22 protein-coding genes are annotated in these 18,434 nt (G+C 65.0%); 18 read left to right on the top strand and 4 right to left on the bottom strand.

Annotated features, from left to right (window positions below; all coding sequences use genetic code 11):
• Nucleotides 1-44 precede the first annotated feature (44 nt).
• From AQJ67_RS33085 to AQJ67_RS33075, 4 genes are all read left to right on the top strand, one after another.
• Nucleotides 45-410, top strand: coding sequence for a hypothetical protein (locus tag AQJ67_RS33085; protein WP_062723049.1), 366 nt, complete (start codon nucleotides 45-47; stop codon nucleotides 408-410).
• 31 nt (nucleotides 411-441) lie between these two features.
• Nucleotides 442-2,016 (top strand): hypothetical protein, encoded by a 1,575-nt coding sequence (locus tag AQJ67_RS47890; protein ID WP_159058875.1) that lies wholly within the window; start codon nucleotides 442-444, stop codon nucleotides 2,014-2,016.
• Between the two features lie 86 nt (nucleotides 2,017-2,102).
• Nucleotides 2,103-3,464, top strand: a complete 1,362-nt coding sequence (gene mycP, locus AQJ67_RS45890; RefSeq protein ID WP_244190655.1) for a type VII secretion-associated serine protease mycosin — start codon at nucleotides 2,103-2,105, stop codon at nucleotides 3,462-3,464.
• Nucleotides 3,465-3,488: 24 nt separating this feature from the next.
• Nucleotides 3,489-3,797, top strand: a complete 309-nt coding sequence (locus AQJ67_RS33075) for a hypothetical protein (RefSeq protein WP_062723047.1) — start codon at nucleotides 3,489-3,491, stop codon at nucleotides 3,795-3,797.
• Between the two features lie 33 nt (nucleotides 3,798-3,830).
• Here the strand turns inward: AQJ67_RS33075 and AQJ67_RS50260 are convergent, their stop codons facing one another.
• On the bottom strand, nucleotides 3,831-3,965 hold the full coding sequence (locus AQJ67_RS50260) for a hypothetical protein (protein WP_279616911.1): 135 nt from the start codon (nucleotides 3,963-3,965) through the stop codon (nucleotides 3,831-3,833).
• A gap of 564 nt (nucleotides 3,966-4,529) precedes the next feature.
• Between AQJ67_RS50260 and AQJ67_RS33065 the strand changes: the two genes are divergently transcribed.
• The 5 genes from AQJ67_RS33065 to AQJ67_RS33045 all read left to right on the top strand — a co-directional run bounded on the left by AQJ67_RS33065 (nucleotide 4,530) and on the right by AQJ67_RS33045 (nucleotide 10,188).
• Nucleotides 4,530-4,865, top strand: a complete 336-nt coding sequence (locus AQJ67_RS33065) for a hypothetical protein (protein WP_062723045.1) — start codon at nucleotides 4,530-4,532, stop codon at nucleotides 4,863-4,865.
• A complete protein-coding gene (locus AQJ67_RS45885) occupies nucleotides 4,862-6,025 on the top strand; it encodes a WXG100 family type VII secretion target (RefSeq protein ID WP_079056302.1) in 1,164 nt (387 codons plus the stop codon). The genes AQJ67_RS33065 and AQJ67_RS45885 overlap by 4 nt, the downstream gene beginning before the upstream one ends.
• 29 nt (nucleotides 6,026-6,054) lie before the next feature.
• Nucleotides 6,055-7,368, top strand: coding sequence for a hypothetical protein (locus tag AQJ67_RS33055; RefSeq protein WP_159058874.1), 1,314 nt, complete (start codon nucleotides 6,055-6,057; stop codon nucleotides 7,366-7,368).
• An 847-nt stretch (nucleotides 7,369-8,215) separates the two neighbouring features.
• Nucleotides 8,216-8,983, top strand: a complete 768-nt coding sequence (locus AQJ67_RS33050) for a hypothetical protein (protein ID WP_159058873.1) — start codon at nucleotides 8,216-8,218, stop codon at nucleotides 8,981-8,983.
• Between the two features lie 170 nt (nucleotides 8,984-9,153).
• Nucleotides 9,154-10,188: a S8 family peptidase gene (locus tag AQJ67_RS33045; protein ID WP_244190654.1), complete on the top strand. Its 1,035-nt coding sequence runs from the start codon at nucleotides 9,154-9,156 to the stop codon at nucleotides 10,186-10,188.
• Between the two features lie 72 nt (nucleotides 10,189-10,260).
• Here AQJ67_RS33045 and AQJ67_RS33040 read toward each other — a convergent pair whose 3' ends face one another.
• Nucleotides 10,261-10,845 (bottom strand): hypothetical protein, encoded by a 585-nt coding sequence (locus AQJ67_RS33040; RefSeq protein ID WP_062723040.1) that lies wholly within the window; start codon nucleotides 10,843-10,845, stop codon nucleotides 10,261-10,263.
• Nucleotides 10,846-10,878: 33 nt separating this feature from the next.
• A complete protein-coding gene (locus AQJ67_RS47885) occupies nucleotides 10,879-11,382 on the bottom strand; it encodes a hypothetical protein (protein ID WP_159058872.1) in 504 nt (167 codons plus the stop codon).
• A 207-nt stretch (nucleotides 11,383-11,589) separates the two neighbouring features.
• Between AQJ67_RS47885 and AQJ67_RS33030 the strand changes: the two genes are divergently transcribed.
• From AQJ67_RS33030 to AQJ67_RS32995, 8 genes are all read left to right on the top strand, one after another.
• Nucleotides 11,590-11,916, top strand: a complete 327-nt coding sequence (locus AQJ67_RS33030) for a hypothetical protein (RefSeq protein ID WP_062723038.1) — start codon at nucleotides 11,590-11,592, stop codon at nucleotides 11,914-11,916.
• A gap of 39 nt (nucleotides 11,917-11,955) precedes the next feature.
• A complete protein-coding gene (locus AQJ67_RS33025) occupies nucleotides 11,956-13,107 on the top strand; it encodes a WXG100-like domain-containing protein (RefSeq protein WP_063807386.1) in 1,152 nt (383 codons plus the stop codon).
• Nucleotides 13,104-13,415, top strand: coding sequence for a hypothetical protein (locus AQJ67_RS33020; protein WP_062723037.1), 312 nt, complete (start codon nucleotides 13,104-13,106; stop codon nucleotides 13,413-13,415). Before AQJ67_RS33025 ends, AQJ67_RS33020 begins: the two co-directional genes overlap by 4 nt.
• A gap of 86 nt (nucleotides 13,416-13,501) precedes the next feature.
• The gene (locus AQJ67_RS33015) at nucleotides 13,502-14,200 is read left to right on the top strand and encodes a hypothetical protein (RefSeq protein ID WP_159058871.1); all 699 of its coding nucleotides are present in this window, start codon (nucleotides 13,502-13,504) and stop codon (nucleotides 14,198-14,200) included.
• Nucleotides 14,201-14,340: 140 nt separating this feature from the next.
• Nucleotides 14,341-14,757 carry a hypothetical protein gene (locus AQJ67_RS33010; protein ID WP_062723035.1) on the top strand — a complete coding sequence of 139 codons (417 nt, stop codon included), beginning with the start codon at nucleotides 14,341-14,343 and terminating at the stop codon, nucleotides 14,755-14,757.
• A 56-nt stretch (nucleotides 14,758-14,813) separates the two neighbouring features.
• Nucleotides 14,814-15,932, top strand: coding sequence for a WXG100-like domain-containing protein (locus AQJ67_RS33005; protein WP_079056300.1), 1,119 nt, complete (start codon nucleotides 14,814-14,816; stop codon nucleotides 15,930-15,932).
• A 21-nt stretch (nucleotides 15,933-15,953) separates the two neighbouring features.
• Nucleotides 15,954-16,238: a hypothetical protein gene (locus tag AQJ67_RS33000; protein ID WP_062723033.1), complete on the top strand. Its 285-nt coding sequence runs from the start codon at nucleotides 15,954-15,956 to the stop codon at nucleotides 16,236-16,238.
• A gap of 51 nt (nucleotides 16,239-16,289) precedes the next feature.
• Nucleotides 16,290-16,691: a hypothetical protein gene (locus AQJ67_RS32995; RefSeq protein WP_062723032.1), complete on the top strand. Its 402-nt coding sequence runs from the start codon at nucleotides 16,290-16,292 to the stop codon at nucleotides 16,689-16,691.
• Nucleotides 16,692-16,805: 114 nt separating this feature from the next.
• Here the strand turns inward: AQJ67_RS32995 and AQJ67_RS32990 are convergent, their stop codons facing one another.
• A complete protein-coding gene (locus AQJ67_RS32990; protein ID WP_244190653.1) occupies nucleotides 16,806-17,321 on the bottom strand; it encodes a hypothetical protein in 516 nt (171 codons plus the stop codon).
• A gap of 707 nt (nucleotides 17,322-18,028) precedes the next feature.
• Here AQJ67_RS32990 and AQJ67_RS32985 point away from each other — a divergent pair.
• Nucleotides 18,029-18,434: hypothetical protein (locus AQJ67_RS32985; RefSeq protein ID WP_159058870.1), on the top strand; the 406-nt coding region annotated here is incomplete at its 3' end.

Genomic DNA, 18,434 nt, shown 5'->3' with positions numbered 1-18,434 from the left:
GTGGGTGCTGACAACTTGAGGAACAGGGGAGAGGACAACGGGGTATGAGTAACGGCATGCGGGTTGATCTGAGCGAGCTGGATGAGGTCATCCGGAAGCTCTGGCGGTTGTTGGACGACATGGACAAGGCCGGCAACACGTCGAAGTACGACACGGCAATTCCGGAACACGCCTTCGGTCAGACTGGTGGCGAAGTTATGTTCCAGGAGGCCAAGAATCTCCACGGTGCTGCGACCGAAATGAAGACCAAGATCGAGGGCATCATCAAGAGCCTCCACGAGTTGATCGACGACTTCAGCACGAAAACCTCGAAGGTCCGGGACAGGTACAACAACGAGGAACATGAGATCAAGAAGGGCGTCGGGGGCGACTCGGGCGGCTCTACCAAGGGTCGGCTGGCGCAGAGCTAGTTCCGGAAAGCACTGACGAGGGGAGCCGGGAATGTCCGAGGCATCTGTCACCTATCACTACGCACAAGAGCAGGACAAAAGGCAGAAGGCGGAACAGGCGGCCGAGCAGAAGAACGACCATGACCGCCTCGTTGAGTCCGACAAGGTCGCACGCAAAAACGTGCCCTACAACCGCGCGACCGAGAACGGGGAGACGCCGTTCGTTGAGTACTCGGTCAACGGTCTGCGCAAGATGATCATGGATTCCCAGCCCGGAAAGATTTCGGAGGTTGGAACCCACTGGAAAATGGTCCACAACATCCTGTCCGGTGGCGACGGTGACGGCGCGACCGGTGGTGTGGACCAGGTTTCCGCGAACGACAGCGTCGCCGGGATGCTCAAGAAAGCTGTCGAAGAAGTCCGCAAACACTGGGAAGGCTCAGCAGCCGAAGCATTTGAGCGTCGGGCGGGCGAAATCGACGTCGAGATTCGGAACGGGGCGGCACACGCCAACTTCACGGCGGAGCAACTCTTTGCGATCAGCAAGGACCTCGACGCCGCTAAGACCAAGATGGCAGACATTCATGAACCGTCCAAGCTGGAGAGCGCGGGCGACAAAATGAATGACAACGACAACCGCGATGACACCCAGGCGCACAAGGACCTGGCTGCGGGCGTCAGCGCTAGCACCGTTGCCGAGGCGAACGAGAAGAACCTGTCGCTGGGCATGGAGCGTCGTCTGCAGGCCATGGCGGTGATGGAGCAGCTGGCGGCCAACTACAGGGTCTATGGGAAGAACCTAAGGCAGGAACCTCCCGGCGGCGGCGGGAGCGGACGCGACGGCGAAAAGGGCATCCAGCCCCCCAACAGCGATGTGACGATGCCTCCGCCGATCACAATGCCGAGCCCTTCGACAGGAGGGCCGGGCACGGCTCGCGCGGCCAACAAGCCTTGGAGCGCCGGTCCCACCACCAACATCAAGCCTGCTCCTGCGGTGCCCCGAGATGCCGGCATTACGGGAGGTTCTCAGCTCCCGGCAGCCCGAACGAAGGTGGACAGCATCTCTCCAGGCCTGACTGGAACTGGCCCCGGCACGGGCCCTGTCGGCGTCAGTGGCGGAGGCCTCGGGACCGGCGCAACTCAGGGGCCAGGCGGCTTGGCCCCTGGCGGAGTTTCCGGTCTCGGAGGTGGCGCTGCCGCACGCGGCGGTGTCGGAGCCGCTGGAACTCGGGGCGGCCTGGCTGGTGGTGCTGCTGCAGCAGGTCGCGGTGCCGGAGGTCGAGCCGGTATGGGTGGGATGGGCGGCGCCGGATCTGGCGCCGCCGGTCGAGGCGGCGCTGGTGCCAGCGGTCGTGGAGCGCTCGCGAAGTCCCGTGGTGGTGTGGTCGGTGCGGCCAAGGGTGTTACCGGCAAGGGCGCTGGTGGCGGCGCAGGCTTGCACGGTAGCCGCGGTGGAACCCAGCGCGGCGCCATGGCAGGCGGAGCCGGCGGCATGGCAGGTCGAAACGGTCGACGGCCCGAGGACGAGAACAGCCGGGGTGACCGTCCCGACTACCTGGTCGAGGATGAAGAGACCTGGATCTCGGAAGAGGACCGCAACCGCAACGTACCGCGGACAATCGAGTAAGCATGTAAGCGGGCCGGACGAAACTCGTCGACTGCCCATGTAAGACGGCTGGCGGATCCAGCCAAGGCTGAGTGAGGAGCAAGGAATTGGGTTTCAAGCGAGTCTGGTCCACGACAGGCGTCGTGGCGTTGACGGGGGCCTTGCTCCTCACTTCGGCTCCCAGTGCTTCAGCGGATTACATCCGCGACAGGCAGTGGGTTATCGACGTCATCGACTTCAAGAAGGTCTGGACAGAATCACAGGGGCAAGGTGTCACAGTCGCAGTCGTCGATACAGGAGTGGACGGCAATCACCCTGACCTGACTGGCCAGGTACTGAAGGGCAAGAACTTCACGGCGAACGGCGAAGGCCCTCAGGATGACCCTGATGGTCATGGCACCGGCATGGCGAGTATCATCGCCGGCCACGGGCATGGCGCGAACGGTTCAGCAGGCGTCATGGGACTGGCGCCGAAGGCCCAGATCCTTCCAATCAAGGTCGCTGATTCCGTTAGTGAGAACTACGTTAACGAGGAATGGGCGGCTGGAGTCCGATACGCGGTTGATCAAGGTGCAGATGTGATCAATCTGTCCTTTGCTGACGCCACCGCCTTGCCAGGCTCTAAGGGGGCCGAGGCAATTGCGTATGCACTGCAACATGATGTCGTTGTTGTGTCAGGAACAGGAAATGATGGAATCGAAGGTCTGGAGTATCCGGCCAAACTTCCCGGCGTAGTAGCAGTAGGTGCTATTGATGAGTCGTTGAACGTTTGGAAGGATTCGAATTACGGTCCCGGAGTGACGCTTGCTGCTCCCGGTGCAAATATTGCCAGAGCAGATACCAGCCATTCCAACGGTTACGCTGAGGGTAGCGGAGTATCCGACGCAACCGCCTATGTCTCTGCAACTGCCGCCTTGGTCCGAGCTAAGTATCCGAACCTCACCGCAGGCCAGGTCGTCAACCGCCTGATCAAATCAGCCACGTTCCTCGACGAAGACGTCAAGAAAGTACCGGACGAAAAGTATGGCTACGGCATCATCCGCCCGTACGCGGCGCTGACCAAGGACATCCCCAAGGGCTCCAAGCAGGGCCCCCTAGCCCAGTCCTCGCCGTCCACGTCCACGAACTCAGGCGCCGCCTCCGACGACAACGACAGCAAGAGCCAGGCCGCCAAGAAAAAGAAGAAGTCCTCCTCGGGCAGCATCCTTCTCATCGCCGGCATCGCAGGCGCCGTGGTCGTCATCGGCATCCTCTTCGCTGTCATCCGCAGCCGCCGAAACGGCGGTAACGGTGGCCCCGGCTCCGGCGGCGGAACTCCTCCCCACGGCACGGGATACCCGCCTCAGCCCCCGACGGGCTATCAGCGGTACCCCAACACAGCTCCCAATCAGGGCTACCCCACACCTCCGGGACAGTCTCCGCAGCACCCCAACCCCTACACCCAACAGCCTCCGCGCCAAGGGCAGTAGAGGTAACTCCCCCTTGGAGAACCTGTGGACTCAGAACTGCCAGAACTGCATTCCCAATCCGCTGCCGATGAGATGACAGCGCGCACAGCGAGCCACTTCACCACCATCTTGCTGGGCCTTGCAGTCCTCACCCCTTGGCTGTTCTTTGTTGCGTCGGTCATGTCGGGCTCGCTTTTGTGGCTGGCAGCGCTCAATTTGATCGGCACGCATGTGGGTCTCTTGGTCATGCTGCGTGGATACCGCAATGACAGTCGAGCTCTGAAAAGGTGGGGTGCGGCAACTCATGCCGCGACCCTGCTGCTCTTTTTCGTCGCAGCCGCGATCTTGCAGTGACCTAGAAGCCAAGAACGAGAAGGGAGCGCCTGCCTAATGGGCGCCATTGTCCTTGTGGTTGGCGTCGTCGGCCTCGGCGCCGTAATTGGTGCCGTCGTCGTCTTCGCTGTGCTGCGAAGCCGCCGTAACCCGAGTGTCGGCCCGAACAATCCTGGTGTTGGAACTCACCCGCAAAACATGGGCTACCCACCCCAGCAGCAGTATCTGGCGACCCCCCATCAGGGATACGTAACACCCCCGGGTCAGTCTCCGCAGCAGCCCAACCCCTACGCTCAGCAGACGCCTCCGTACCAAGGGCAGTAGAGACTCGTCACATTTGCGCCAGGTCAGGTGGGTAAGTAGGTCAGCGGACAGGGGCAGGGACGGTTCGCTAGGCGACCGGTGGATCTGCCCTACATCATCATGGCCGCATCTGCTGCCCTCTCGAGACCTGCGCGGCGAGCGGGGAGATGCGCCACCTGACGTGCTGACAGGACCTACTGCGATTGCGTAAAGCTCCTGCCAAGAACCTACTGGTGTTAAGGGGGCGAAGTGTTGCTGAAAGAGGGCGCGCAGGAGGTCAGGTCACGGGGGAGTATTTGGGGAATCCGATTGAAGGGCAAGTGAGAGACAGGACAAAACTCACTTCAGGATCAGCAAAGGCACGCCAGGCTCGGGAGACGGCCACCCTGGTAATAGGTGACTTACGCCAACCAGTCGATGCTCACGAGTCGTTCATGAACGGGGAAGCAAATGGCTGACGACGAGGCGTACTACGCAGATGGGGCCGGCAGGAGTCTTGCCAAGAACTTTGAACTCCAGGCATATGATCTGCGCGCCTATCTCAAGAAGTTCGAGAACGAGACCGGCGAGGAAGCAATTTCCGATGGCTTCGGGCTTCTCACGGAATCGGATGAGGTTAGAAACGCTTACATCGAGTACTCGACGTCTGCAGCTTCTGCGATGAAGGCAGTTCACGAACATCTGGACGCTATTGCTGACGCCCTCAGGAAGGTCAACAAGAGCACCGAAGTGAATGATGACGAGACTGCTGTCCTCTTCGGCAAGGCCTCTGGGGGTGACAAGTGAGTGGCAAGGAGTCGGGCGCAGAGGAGCTCGTCGAACTTGGCCTCGAGATCGTTAACCCCGGTGGTCGGCCGGATGAGTTGAGGCAGGCGGCCAAGGCCTGGCGGCAGCTCAAGAACGACGTGGCGGGCCCGGGTGGGCTACTCAAGGCGCTCGACAAGAACGTCGAGGACACAGTCGGTCACACTTGGCGCGGGGAAGCTGCGGAAGCCTTCAGGGAGCATTGGCGTAAGGTCAAGGTTGCGGTCGAGCAGGGGGTCGAAGAGTACGACGACATCGCCAAGCAGCTCGATGCGGTGGCCGATGAGATCGAGACCGTCAACGACGAGATCCACGCAATCTACACCGAAATTGGTGTCTCCATCGGTGTTGGCGTGGCTTTGTCCTTCGTGAGCTTTGGTGTTGCTGGTGGTGCCGCGGCCGCGAATGTCACCCGACTCGCTGCTCAAGCGATCCGAATTTCGGCCCGCCTCGGTACCCTACTTCGGCGCATAGCGGCGGCAATCCGTGCGTACCAACAGGCCGGGAAGATGACCAAGCTGGCTGCCAGCTTCTTCGTCAACTGGGCTGGAAACACGGGCGGAACGCTGCTCGGTGCCGGTCTCTCCGGCCAGGAGGTCGATGGAGCCAAGGTCTGGGAAGCAACCTGGCAGGGAGGACTTGCCGCAGCCGTTGGCACGCCTGCGGGCGCGGCGGCAGCGGGCAAGGCCGGAAAGATCATGGATGACATGGCCAGCCCGCCGAGTGATCTTGCCAAGGGCCTCACTGAGAACATCACCGGTGGGGTTGTCGGCAATGTGGCCGGCGGACTTGCTGTGGATGGCCATACCGCGCTCACGACAGACGAGGACCCCGAGTGGGGTAAGAATGCCCTGATCAATGCGGCAGGTGGGGCACTTGGCGGAGCGACAGTGGGCGGTGCCGGACACTACAGGGACACCATTCCTGTTGCTGAAGGTTGGGATGCGTCACGATACGGGCAGCGAGGCCAGAACCCCGACTTCGCCATCGAAGTGCCTGCTGGCGGTGTGGGCGCCGGGGCGGCAGGCGCAGGCGGAGAACTAGCTGCCAGTGACGACGAGGGTGGTAAGCAAAAGAATGCAGACGAGCCGAAGACGTCATTCGGCCGTCAGCAACGCAGTCTTGAGGAAGATTTCGGATGATGACTAGGTCCAGCACACTGGTCCGTTGGTTGGCTGTGCTGGGCCTCAGCATGGTGGCCGCGGTCACCACTGTTCTGATTCAGCCCTCCACTCGGCCACCCAGGTGGGACATCCTCGTCTGCCTCGCGGTGGCGGCCGTAGCCGCTGGCGGCGGAGTCCTCTGGCTCCGCCGCCGCCCCACCGATGACCTGGCCACGGGGGGCAAGCACTGGTGGGTGGAGCAACGTAATGGGTGGGTAGGATTCGCGGCCTGGTCCTGGGTGGTGCCCGCGTTTCTGGTGGCTTATGCAGCGTTGTCCCCAACGCCTGCAGCCTGGGAGATCGTTGACGCGGGTTCCGCGATGCGTACGACCGAGATCGAGAAGGTCCTCTCCTCGAAGTACGTAAGCAGTCAGCGCACTGGGCACTACACCTCCACAGTGCTGGTACCTGTACCTTTCAACCAGGGGCCTCGAACTACCGAGCTGGAATTGACTTCTAGCGACAAACCGAAGGCAGGGGAAGAGATCTGGGTCCTCTTCGCTCCTTCGTCGCCTGACCTGGAGGTATTTGTCGGGGATCGTCAGTCGCTCGAGGAGAAGATTGGCGGGCGGGTAGACTTCTGGACGATCTTTTTGACTCTGGGCTTCCTTGCTTTCTGCTGGTTCATGAATCTGTTCGGCCGCTGGCGTTCGGATCCCGTGGCCGGCCTTCACCGTTCGCGACAGAAGGGCATTCTCCACGCACTGCCCGTCTCTGTCGCGGGAGTGGGAGTGGCCCTCGATGAGAGGCCGGCGTCTGCATCGGTGACCAAGCATCTTAAGCCCCGCATTCGCTTGACGAGTGCAGAGTTCGGTGAGCTGCATCTTTATCTGGATGACATCGTCGACCCCCTGCCCCTGGCGCAGCGACTCATGGGCGTCCGTGGCCACGTCTACTGGAGACGGCCCGCTCGGCAGCTGCCGTACGCGAATTCGGTCGGCTATGCCGTACTGATTCTGGACGGACAACGTTACGTCGCCGGGTGGCTAGAGTCTCTGGACGCTTCAGTTGCCCTTCCGGTGAGCGCACTTGTTCCAGCGGACCAGGAACTCCCTGCAGCGGGGGAAGCCCGTGCTCTTCGCCCTCTCACTCCCGTGGAGGCAAGCGCCAATTCCACTGTTCTGAAGGCGCTCCTACTCGGAATCGTTGCCCTGGGCCTTATCACCTTTGGCGTTGGGGACATCGCGACCGCTGCTCTCGCTGCCGCGTCCGTACTTGCAGTTCTGATGGGGCGGAAACGTGCGGGACTTCAGATGAAGCGGCACGTGGAAAGCCTCACACCCGGGAGCGACTTGCCCACGGGCACGATTCGCGAAGCTTGAATCTCGTGCCGTATAGCCACCTTGGAGATGGCTGCCGAGCACCCGCCTCGTCCTTGTGGGCGCCATCTCGTCGGACCAGCCGAGTCGGCAACGATTGGGGCCACGGCCCCGTAGTCGTTGTCGAATTCGTTGCTCTGGGTGGTCTTAGGGCGTTTCCGTAGTTCAAGGCCGGTCGCATCTCGTCTGGCTTCGGTGGAGTTCCCTGGTTGCGACTTCTAACTCCCGTGCCTCTCCCTTGAAGCCCGCCTGCATGGCACCGACACCCCTCTGTCACGCAGAAGTGCAGCTCCAGCTACCGACGCCACAAGTTGTCCAATCAGACCTCGGACTCTTCGCCGAGGCGTTCGCAAAACATTCACGACTTCGTGCGAGGTAGGTACGGCGCTCGTGCAGAGCAGAATCTGCTCCCACAGGGCATCAGCCTTCAGTGAGATCGTTATGCGAGCGCCACGGAAGGGACCCGCATTGCGTCTGCGAAGGTCATAAGCTGTCGTCAGACTAGCGGGGGCGCCGAAAGGTGCGCGAGTGGCTGTAGTTGAGCCTCACGGCAACCTGGGTTGCGAGTCAGTCGAGAGGCGGGCTCTGTCACGAGAGGCCGGACCACCCATCGTGCTCCCTCGCAGATAGCTGTGAGAGGGAAGAACCGATGTCTTATCCCACGCCGCCGGGAAGCGGTGGTCCGTATGGGCAGCCGTCCCCGCAGAGTGGTTGGCAACCGCAATGGCAGGGGGCAGGCCATGTACAGCCGCCCGTCCCGGCGGTGCCTCCGGGGCCGCCGCCGGCTCAACCGGGGCCGTCTCAGTACGGCGCGTACGCCGCACCCGGGAGCCATGTCCCAGGGAACCCCATGCCGGGGGCGCCTGTGCCCCCGTCGGGCGGGGGCAGCACTGCGCGGAAGGTCATCGGAGGGCTGCTCACTGTGTTCGGCGTGCTCGGCATGCTCGGTGGCGGCGCGCTGGCGGCTCATGCGTACAGCAACAGCCAGCAGTCCATACCCAACTCCGCCTATGGGCCGACGCTGTGGCGCAACGAGTCCACGGACCGGCTCTTCCCGGCGACCGTCGGTGAACCGCCCAACTACAAGTACGACGCGGCAGACAAGCAGGTCGCACAGTGGAGCCGTATGGGCATCTCCCAGGACACCTCGTGCTCCGAGGGCCTGAGCGGGGAGACCAAGGAGACCGCGGAGCGGCTCGGCTGTACGGCCGTTCTGCGTGCCACATATGTGGATCTCACCGGTGAGATGGTCGCCACCGTCGCGATCATCGTGCTGCCCGAGGGCGCCGCTGGCCAGGAGATGGGCGCCTACTTCGACGACCAGGAACACGCGGACGTCCCTGATGCCGCCGTGGTGCCGTTCGCGGTGCCGGGCACGCTCGCGGCGAAGTGGCAGGGGAACAGGCGCAACGGCATGGGCGGAGAGGCCCTGGGAGGCGACTCGTTCCCCTACGCCATCGCTGTCACGACCGGCGCGGTCAACGGCCGGACGTCGGGCAACCTGCCCGGCGAGTTCGGCGACTACGGCGCGAACGAGGAAGACAGGAAGCCCTGGATGGACGCGGCGAACGCCCTCAGCGAGACCTTCCACACCCATCTCGGGAACCTTGAAAGGTGAGCCCCGCAGTGAAGTTCCGGACCATACGCGCGACCTCTACCGCGGTCGCACTCACGGGTCTGCTGTGCACACTGGCCACCGCGCCGGCGCGCGCAGCCACCACGCCGGTCGGATGGGAGGGGGCGGCACTCAGCCTGTCCGCGGCCCAGCAGCTGAGTCAGGGCGACGGAGTGACGGTCGCGGTCCTCGACAGCGGTGTGTACGCGGATCATCCCGCCCTCAAGGGCAAGGTCACCACCGGGCCCGACTACTTCAAGGACGGGTTGAAGGCAGGCGACTCGGAGTGGGGGCAGCACGGGACCGCCATGGCCTCGGACGTCCTCAAGGTGGCCCCGAGGGCAAAAATCCTCTCGGTTCGTGTCATCGATGACAAGCACGAGGAAGAGCGCACCCAGGAGGATCTTGAGGAGTCCTTCAGGAAGGGCAACAACCCGATCGCGGACGGCATCAACTACGCGGTCGAGCATGGCGCCGACGTGATCACGATGTCGCTTGGCAGCGACAACCTGTTCAGCTCCTATGCCGAAGACGAGGCCGCCGCCTTGGCCTATGCCGCCCGCCAGGGCGTGCCTGTGCTCGCATCTGCCGGTAACGCGGGCGACGTGCTCAACGGCGCCTCGTACCCGGCCGGTTACGCGGGCGTGATCGCTGTCGCCGCCACCCAACAGAATGGCACGCGCGCCGAATTCTCCACCGTGCACACCTACAACGACGTGGCTGCACCCGGCGTCGACATCATCAGCGCGACCAACACCGGCGGTTACAAGCAGGGCAACGGCACCTCACCGGCGTGCGCGCTGGCCGCTGGTGTCGTGGCACTCATGAAGGCCAAGAACCCGAAGCTCACCCCCGCCCAGGTTAACGATGTCCTCATCGCCACCACCCACCGTCCGGCGGGCGGCGGAAGTGCCTTGCTCGGCTACGGCAGGATCAACGCGGAGGCGGCGGTGAAGGCTGCCGTCTCCCCGCCCAAGGACGAGACCGGACCGGTGGCGTACAAGGGCAAGGAGCACCTGGCTACGCCTGACGGCACTCCGAAGACGACACATCCCGAGATGGAGCAGGAGGTGTGGCTGACGGGCCTGGTCGCCGCCGGTGTGGGCTTGCTGTCCCTGGCAGGAGGTGTGCTGCTGGCCTGGTCCGGTCGGCGCAAGCCACCAGAGCGGACGCCCGTGATGCAGTCTCAGGGACCCTTCCCCGCCTGACCCCGCACGTCAAAAGAGGCGCCGCGTTTACGCGGCGCCTCTTGTTCCCGGCGGACAAGCCAGGACTCCCCGTCACACGAAGAACACCACCAGCAAACTCACAACAAGCCCAACCACCCCCACCCCCACCAGCACCAGGCAGGTCCGGAACAACCCCTGCGCAGAAGCCCCGCCGCCAACGAAGCCCGTCACGGCGCCGAAGGTGCCGATGGCGAGGGCGATCAGCGCGCCGAAGAACCATGCGCAGCCCACCGCGATGGCGCCGACCCAGCCATGGTCCAGCTGGTAGGAGGTGTCGCCGGTCTTGATGGCCTCGATGACGTAGCCGCGCTGGTGCAGGGCATCGCTCTTGAGCTCGGCGTTGAGGTCCTTGACGGAGCCGTCGGCGGACGTGAAGGTGCCGTAGCACCAACGGGTCTTCGTCTTCTTCCGTGAGCTGCTCGACGTGCTGGAGCGGTACTTGTAGTCGACCGTGCAGGTGTCGACGGTGAGCTTGCCCGGCGTGGCCGTGGCGTAGGTGTAGGGGCCGAGGTAGGCGCCGAGGGCCAGGAGGACGAGGCCTACGAGGATCAGGCCGGCGCCGATGAGGCGGCCGAGGCCGGTGCGGTCGCCGGGGCCGGCGGCGTTGGGCGCGGGGTTCCCGTGTACTTGTGTCATGGAGAGTTCCTCAGGAAAAGGGGGACGGAGCGGTCAGAGGACGAGTGCGCAGACCAGTGCTGCCAGGGCGCCCAGCGTGAAGAGGCCACCGAGGAGCGGACCGGTGACGGTCCGGGCCGGGAGGCGCTGCCAGGAGGCCGTGAGGCCGGGGCCGCCCCGGCCGCCGAAGCCGGTCAGGAGGCAGAAGATGCCGACGGCCAGCACGGAGAGGCAGAACGCGAGGATCGCGGCGTCGTCGCCGGGGGCGCGGTCCTGCGGCAGCTCGAAGGTGTCGTCCACTTGCACCACGGGGATTTTCGCCCCGGCTTCGAAACGCGATGACGTTTCCACCACCACGTCTTCATAGGTGCCTTTACCGTCCTGCGCGCTCCAGGTTCCGGTGCAGCTGAACCTGAGTTCCGTAGAACGCCTGTGCGTGCCGTAGTGGGTCTTCGTGTGTGTTTCGCATGAAGAAACCGTGAGGGTTCCTTCGGTGCCGTCACCCGCGAGTTCACTGCGCAGTTCCGGAATGGTCACCGCGGCGACGAGCGCGGCCACGAGGAGCAGCCCCAATCCGAGGAGTCGGCCCATCCACGGACTCCCCGTGCTGCCGTAACGCGGCTGTGTAGTCACCACTTTTGGTGTCCCCTTGAATAACTTGACGATCTCTTGACTGGCGGGTTTGGCAGGGCTGTGCGCGAGGAGTCTAAGGTATCGGTCTGTCGTCCAATATGAACTACGGCAAGGGGAGTTCGGGGGAGAGCCATGGAGTTCGACACCTTTAACGTGGACACGGATGTACTCCGGCGGCAGGGCGGGAAGTTCACCGATCTCGGGGGTGATTTCTCGACCGCGTCCAAGCGGCTCCAGGACGCTCTCGAAGCGCTGGGGGAGCCCTGGGCGGACGCGGACTTCGGGGAGGTCTTCGGGCAGGTCTACACGCCGATTCGTGACGGGATGTTCACATCGATGGACAGTCTCGCGGAACGAGTTAAGAAGATCGGGGGCAACCTCGAGGGCATGGCGCGCACTTACGACGCCTCGGATACGGCGAACAGCGGGCTGATGGACAAGGTCTCCGGCCAATTCTGATCGACCCGCCAACTCCAATTAAATTCGGGGGCTATTCGCATGTCGCTCACACTTCCCGGTGAGCTTGTCTGGGTACTGGACCTCCTCGGCTATACCTGGCCGGAGGTCGACGAGGAGGCGCTGCACAAGGTCGCCGAGACCTGGCGGGCTTTCGGTGACGAACTCGAAGAGATCCAGCGGGAGGGCGAGGGTCTCGCCCGCACCGTTGTCGCCCATAACTTCGGCACGGCGATCGACGGATTCAGCAAGGACTGGGGTGCCTATACGGGCGCCAACGGCGAGGACCGTTATCTGCCGGACGCGAAAACCGCCTGCGAAGTCATCGCCTTCGCCTTCGACGCGGCCGCGGTGGCGGTACTCACGGCGAAACTGGCCGTGATCGCCCAACTCGTCGCCCTGGCCATCGAGATCATCGCGGCCCAGGCGGCGGCTCCGTTCACCTTCGGACTGTCCGAGCTCGGTGCGCTCGGTGCGACACAGGCCACCCGGCTGATCGTCCGGGAGCTGCTGGACCGGCTCAAGCGCGAGGTCATGGAGGCGGTCACCAAGGCCATGGAGCACGCCACCATGGACGCCGTCAAGAAGATGGCCAAAGAGCAGCTCGAGAAGATCACCAAGGAGAAGGTCAAGCAGTTCGCGAAGGACCAACTCAAGGAGCAGGGCAAGCAGTTCGTCCAGGAGAAGGTGGTCGACGCGGCCAAGGAGAAGGCCACGGAAGCCGCCGTCGGAATGGCGCAGAACCTCGGCCAGCAGAGCATCGAGACCTACTTCGACGCACGGTCCGGCATCGACCTCGGCGAGACGGCGGACGTAGCCAAGACCGCGGCCGGCGAGTACGTGGACGGCCTCAAGAACGAGGTCACCGGCGGGGAGGGATCGACGCTCGCCGACTACGTGGATCCGGCGACGCACATGAACAACGCCGTGGACGCCGCGACGGAGCGGGCCACCACGGCGGCCGGGGACCGCGTACAGCACGGCGTCGACGCGCTGTCCGGACAGGGCGCCCAGAGCACGCCTGCGTCCGACGGGGCCGCGGCCACCGCGTCGGGGGCGGGTTCCGGCTCCTCGGGCACCACGCAGTCGCCCAGCAGGCCGACGGCTGCCGCCTCCGCGGCGAGCTCGGGTTCCTCCCGTTCCGCGGGTTCCTCCGGGGGCGCGGACGACTGGGCCCGAAACGAGTTCGGATGACCCCGGCGGTGCTTCACCTGTCACCGACCGCCAGCAGGAAGGATGTGCTGAGCGGGAACGTCGGCATCAAGGACGCCCTCCAGGAGCCGCGTTACACCGAGGCCGTGTTCCAGCGGATCCACGAGATCCGCCGGGCGGCCGACGACCAGACGTACGCCGAACGCCGGCAGTCCGAGGCCAAGTTCGCTGAGTGGGACGTGCGGCAGCAGGCGGAACTGGACTCGACAGCGACCCGCTGCCGGCGCGCCGAGCGGGATGCCCCGGTGCGCGGCACCGGTCGAAGTACGTTCAACAGGCCGTCGTCGTAGGGGCGTTCACGACCCGGCACGCCCCGCCACCCTTCCCCCGGCACGCGCCCAACGAGCAAAGCCCCACACGCCGACAGCAACACCCCGTGCGCTACATTCACGGCGATGATCAAGTGCAGCGTGAGGGGCCTCTTCCGGTGAGCAGGACCGGCCGCGATCAGGAGACGCCGGCGGACAGGGCGAGAGCGATGGTGCCGCCGGGGGACGTGCTGGTTGGTCAGCACGCGGTCTCCTTGGCCGGCAGGGCGCCGAGGCCCGGCTACTTCCGTCGCCCTCTCGTTCTGCGATCCGAGCGCCGCACGCTCGGCAGCTGGCTGATGATCCCCGTGAACGGGATCGCGGGACTGTGCTCCATGAACTGCAATCCGTTCGAGGCCTTCTTCGAAGCGGTCATGTGGCGTGAGCCGAAGAAGCCGAGCAGACCGGGCGAGCCCTTCCACGGCGGCTGGGAGAGCATGGCCGGCCACTTGGCCCGCGCGGTCGTCCCCCGGACCAGGAACAGCACGGCCGTGATGCTTCAGCTCACCGACCGCCGCCTCCAGCTGGTGTACGTCTCCCGCGCCCGCTCCTTCACCGGCGTGCGTGGCCCGGTCGAGGTGGGATGGGCCACGGAACTTCGCAATGTGACATACATCCGAGACCGGAGCGATGTGGCGGGCGGTGACCACGAGATCGGTTTTGCTGACGGTTCGTGGTGTTCAGTCCACTTCTGGGGTCAGGGCTGGAGCCGGATGGCGTCGGTGTTTCCGGTCAGATTGAGTCACCTTGATCCGATTCCTCGTTGAACGGGCAGGAATTCAGCGAATTACCGAATTACGGGCATAGGTGACTCGGTTCGCGCCCCGGCCGAGTGTTGAAGCGTTCGCAAGTGCGTTGGTAGGTTCACGCCGGTCGAGACACGCCGACCCTCCCGATGAGGTATCCCTTGGACAGCGCCCGTGACAGTTCCGACAAGCGCGTAGACGACTCCGAATTCCTGGAGATGACCCAGCAGGACCCCGCACAGGCAAAGATCCTGCGGCAGTCCCTGGAGCATCTCGCGTCAGGGCTGGGCGGCAATGCGCTCAAGGAGATGGCCCAGGAGGTCCTCTCCGGGCGCATGGGGCTGCGCGAGGCGGCCAATGTGTCGGCGTACGCCGAGGAGGCCGTGCAGCAGTCGGCTCCGCTGGCCGAGAAGTGGGCCGCCATGTCCGACCGTGAGCGGGACGAGCTCGCCGCGGACGGCGAGCACCGGCTCGAGGAGCAGCGGCGACAGCTCGAGGAAGAGCGGCGGCGCGCGGAGTCCGAGAACCGGTCCGACACGAAGTCGCGTCACGACGGGCGTGGCTGGTCCTTGTACTGAGCGAACGCCGCTCACGAGTGGTCGTGGCAGGTGATGGGGGAACTGTGGACTTTGATGTGAATCCCGACGCACTCGACGGCTTCTCGAAGCTGGTGGGACGTGCGGCGGAGAGCGGTGAGAAGGCCGTTGAGTACGTCGGCCAGCACGCGCAGATCGAGAAGGGCGGCGGGGACCTCTACGACCTTGTCGCGGGCGATCACGACCAGTATGTGAGCGAGGCCAAGAAGGCCCTGGGCAAAGTCCGGGGCGTGCTGGACTCCTCCGCGAAGGAACTGGCCGGCTCGGCCAAGTACTACCGGGCGACGGACCACGACGAGGCGGCCAAGCTCGACGCCACCTATCCGGGTTCCAAGGCGCCGGGCGGTGCTTCCGGGGGAGACCCGCAGGACTTCAAGGACGCCAGCGACGCGGGCGAGACGCTGAAGCCGCCGGACGGGGACAGCAACAACCCCATCGTCAAGTACGCGTCCGGTCATGTGGACGAGTTCAAGATGAGCCCGGTCCAGAAGACGCTCGGCACCGCGCTCGACATTGGCAGCCCCTCGGCCATGGCCGTGGAGGCGTCCAAGCTGCTCTTCGACTTCGACCCCTTCGCCGTCTGCACGAACTGGGTCTTCGGGGACTGGAACAAGTACAACGACTGCGCCGACGTATGGGCCAATCTCGCGTCCTTCTGTGACGCGGTGGCCACCAATGTGCGCAAGGGCAACCAGACCGTCGGTCTCAGCTGGAACGGCAACGCGGCCGACGCCGCCACCGTGTACTTCGACGAGTTCAGCAAGAAGCTGGACGAGATCAAGGAGACCTTCGAATCCCTGCGCCAGTGTTACGCACAGGCCGCGCAGTTGGCTTTTCAGCTTGCTGAATTCCTCAAGTCGTTCCTGGTGTCGTTCTGCGACCTGCTCGTCATCTGGATGGTCAATCTCGCCGCGGCGTGGGCTGTCAACGCGATCCCGGTCGGTGGACAGGTCGCCTCGGCGGGCATGTTCGCGCTGGCCGCGGCACAGGCCATCCGGCTCATGCAGATGTGGTCGGAGGCAGCCATGATGTTCGACAAGTTCGCGATGGCGCTGAGCGCGATTGCTCTGGCCGCGTCGGCGGCCATCAACGGGTTCTCGGCGGCGGACGGATTTCCCGAGGTGGGCACGAGTGGCTACGACCACCGGGCCGTTTAGCGGACAAAGGGGTAAGGATCGATGAGTTTCTTTGGCGGGACCGATGACCTGGAGCGCTTCCTCACCCGGTCGTGCTATTTGAGCGTCGCGTCCGTGCCGGCCTCCTGGGGACTCATGATCTTCCTTGTCGGGGATGGTGGCTGGCGTTTCAGCTTCCTGTTGAGTGCCGTCCTCCCGCTGATCGCCGCTTACCTTGGGATTCGCGCCAAGCGGGAAATCCGTACGGCCATGTCGGCAACCGCGTTCGGACTCGCCCTCGTCTCCCTGCCGTTGATGCTGGGACTGGCGCATCTCGAGGGCTCGTAGGAGATCGGCCCGCCGCCCGCTGGTGGTCGTCGAACGATAGGCTCCGCTGCCATGACGACGCATGGCGGTAACGCGGCGAACAGGTCGGGCGGGTTGAGCGGCTCGGGCGGGCACCCTCTCTCCTCCGGTGCGAGCACGGACGAGTTGCGGGCGGGGTTCCAGGATCAGGGCCGGTCGGAGCTCGTGGAGGAGGGGCGGCGGGAGGCGCGGCAGGCGCGCGGGATGTACGCGGGGTTCGCCGGGCTGGTCGCCGTCACCTGCCTGGTGCTGATCGTCGTACGCCTCGGGCAGGGCGACGCGCTCGGTGTCTGGGTGGCGACGTATGCCGTGGGCGTGGCGCTCGGCGGTTGGGGCTTTGTGCTGGCCCGGATCGGTCACACGCGGTGGGCGATGATGGTCACCTGCATCGGGGTGGCGCTGGCGGGGGTCGGCGACAGTCCTGTCTTCCGCTGAGGCGGGTCGGCCGGCCTCAGGCCCCGGGATCCAGCTCAGCTACCGACCGGGGACCCGGCGGTGGTCGCCCGGACCGGCACCTGAACAGACGTCAAAGGGACGTAGGCGTAGACGTCATGCCTGGCGGCGCCTGCTGCCGATGAGATAGGCGAGTCCCCAGGCGGCGGCCGCGGCGAGTACGAGGCCGAGCGGGGAGAACCAGTCCACCTTGTCCGTGGTTCCGTCGGTCCACCAGAGTTTGGCCGGCCAGAAGGGCTCGTACCTCACCAGGTCCCACACAGCACCACCTCCATCGCTGTCGGCGAAGACGAGCACGATGGAATTGGTGTAGCCGAAGAACGTGCCGAGCGCGGCTATGACGGCCCCCCAGATGTGGGCGCCAGTGCTCCGGTGGCCCACCAGGCCGACCAGCCAGCCGACAATCGCTCCGTTGAGCAGCGCGTGGCCCAAGTAGAGGGTGTTGGCCATGGTGACCGACTGGTCCTTCCACGTGGCCAGGATGAGACCGCTGTAGAGCAGCGAGACGATGACCGAGGCGAAGAACCCGAGGAAGACCGCCCCGACCGGATGACCGCTCGCGTTCGGCCGCTGCCCGAAGGGGGGCGCCTGGAACGGCGGCGTCGGCTGCATGGGATACATCGGCTGCATCGGTGACTGTCCCGGCACCGGCGGCGCTCCGTGGTGCATCGGCGGTTGGCCGGGGGCCTGCATCGGGGGCTGTCCCGGAGCCTGCATCGGCGGCTGCATCGGGGGCTGCGGAGGGCCGAATCCCGGCGCCTGCTGTGGCGGAGAGGGCTGGTTGTACGGGTTGTCGGGGGCCTGTGGTGGCTGTGAAGGCGGCGGGGGCGGTTGGAACGGCGGCTGAGTCATCGGATTCCCACGGGGTGAACTGACTGGAACAGCAAGCTATCAGTGAGATCAGGAGGGGGCCGTCGGAGCCGGAGCGGGCTGCGTGAAGGGCGGTTTCCGGGGTGGGGAACGTGGCGGACGTGTAGAGGTGTCGGAGGTGTGCCGTGAACGGCGACGCCCTTGCCCGCGAGGGGCCCGCTGGACCACGTCGACCGGCTTGACCTGCATGAACCGGCCTCGCCAAGATCTCCTGAGTCAGGCGGGGCGGTGCGCGCACCACGTGGGAGAACGGGACGGCGTTGAAGACGGATGCGAGCGGTGGGCGGAACCTGCGGAAGGCCGGAACGGGAGGGGCCGGCTTCCCCGGCTTCGCTGCGGCGAGACATCGGGGCGCGGGCAGCCGTATCGGCTCCGGAGCACTGGGAGTTCTGGCCCTGCTTTTCGGCCTGATTCTCGTCGGGGTGGGTTACGAGGAAGGTCCGCGGAAGGTGTCCGGCGGTACGCAAGGGACGATCACCGTCGAGCGTTGCGGCAAGGACGTCATCGGGGACGACGTGGAATGCTCGGGCACTTTCCGCTCCGACGACGGCAGGGTTCGCTCCGACGTGGAGGACTTCGAGCCCGGTGAGGACGCCGTGCGGGGTGAGGAGTTCCAGGTGGTGGGCGACGACACGGGGTATTTCAGGCACGGCAGCGTCACCTCGTTCTACGTCGAGGCCGTCAAGGTCTGGTTCGTCGCCGTCACCATGTTCGGAGTGGCCCTCTTCCCGCTGAGCGCAGCCTTCCGCCGCTCGGGTCGCCCCATGCGGCGCGGGACGTTCATCACCGGCCTCGGCTTGCTGTTCGGGGGGTTGCTGGGCTGTGGGGTTTGTGTGCTGGTGAATGCCGTGCTCA

The sequence above is a fragment of the Streptomyces caeruleatus genome, from assembly GCF_001514235.1.
In the GTDB taxonomy this organism is placed as follows: Bacteria; Actinomycetota; Actinomycetes; order Streptomycetales; family Streptomycetaceae; genus Streptomyces; species Streptomyces caeruleatus.
This window is presented reverse-complemented; position numbering and strand designations above follow the sequence as displayed.

What these genes read in the sequence shown, in the direction of transcription:
- AQJ67_RS33085 (WP_062723049.1), top strand. Translation starts at nt 45, where the DNA reads ATGAGTAACGGCATGCGGGTTGATCTGAGCGAGCTGGATGAGGTCATC.
- AQJ67_RS32990 (WP_244190653.1), bottom strand. Translation starts at nt 17,321, where the DNA reads ATGCAGCCGACGCCGCCGTTCCAGGCGCCCCCCTTCGGGCAGCGGCCG.
- AQJ67_RS33050 (WP_159058873.1), top strand. Translation starts at nt 8,216, where the DNA reads ATGCCGGGGGCGCCTGTGCCCCCGTCGGGCGGGGGCAGCACTGCGCGG.
- AQJ67_RS32995 (WP_062723032.1), top strand. Translation starts at nt 16,290, where the DNA reads ATGACGACGCATGGCGGTAACGCGGCGAACAGGTCGGGCGGGTTGAGC.
- AQJ67_RS33000 (WP_062723033.1), top strand. Translation starts at nt 15,954, where the DNA reads ATGAGTTTCTTTGGCGGGACCGATGACCTGGAGCGCTTCCTCACCCGG.
- AQJ67_RS33065 (WP_062723045.1), top strand. Translation starts at nt 4,530, where the DNA reads ATGGCTGACGACGAGGCGTACTACGCAGATGGGGCCGGCAGGAGTCTT.
- AQJ67_RS33025 (WP_063807386.1), top strand. Translation starts at nt 11,956, where the DNA reads ATGTCGCTCACACTTCCCGGTGAGCTTGTCTGGGTACTGGACCTCCTC.
- AQJ67_RS33030 (WP_062723038.1), top strand. Translation starts at nt 11,590, where the DNA reads ATGGAGTTCGACACCTTTAACGTGGACACGGATGTACTCCGGCGGCAG.
- AQJ67_RS33040 (WP_062723040.1), bottom strand. Translation starts at nt 10,845, where the DNA reads ATGACACAAGTACACGGGAACCCCGCGCCCAACGCCGCCGGCCCCGGC.
- AQJ67_RS47890 (WP_159058875.1), top strand. Translation starts at nt 442, where the DNA reads ATGTCCGAGGCATCTGTCACCTATCACTACGCACAAGAGCAGGACAAA.
- AQJ67_RS33020 (WP_062723037.1), top strand. Translation starts at nt 13,104, where the DNA reads ATGACCCCGGCGGTGCTTCACCTGTCACCGACCGCCAGCAGGAAGGAT.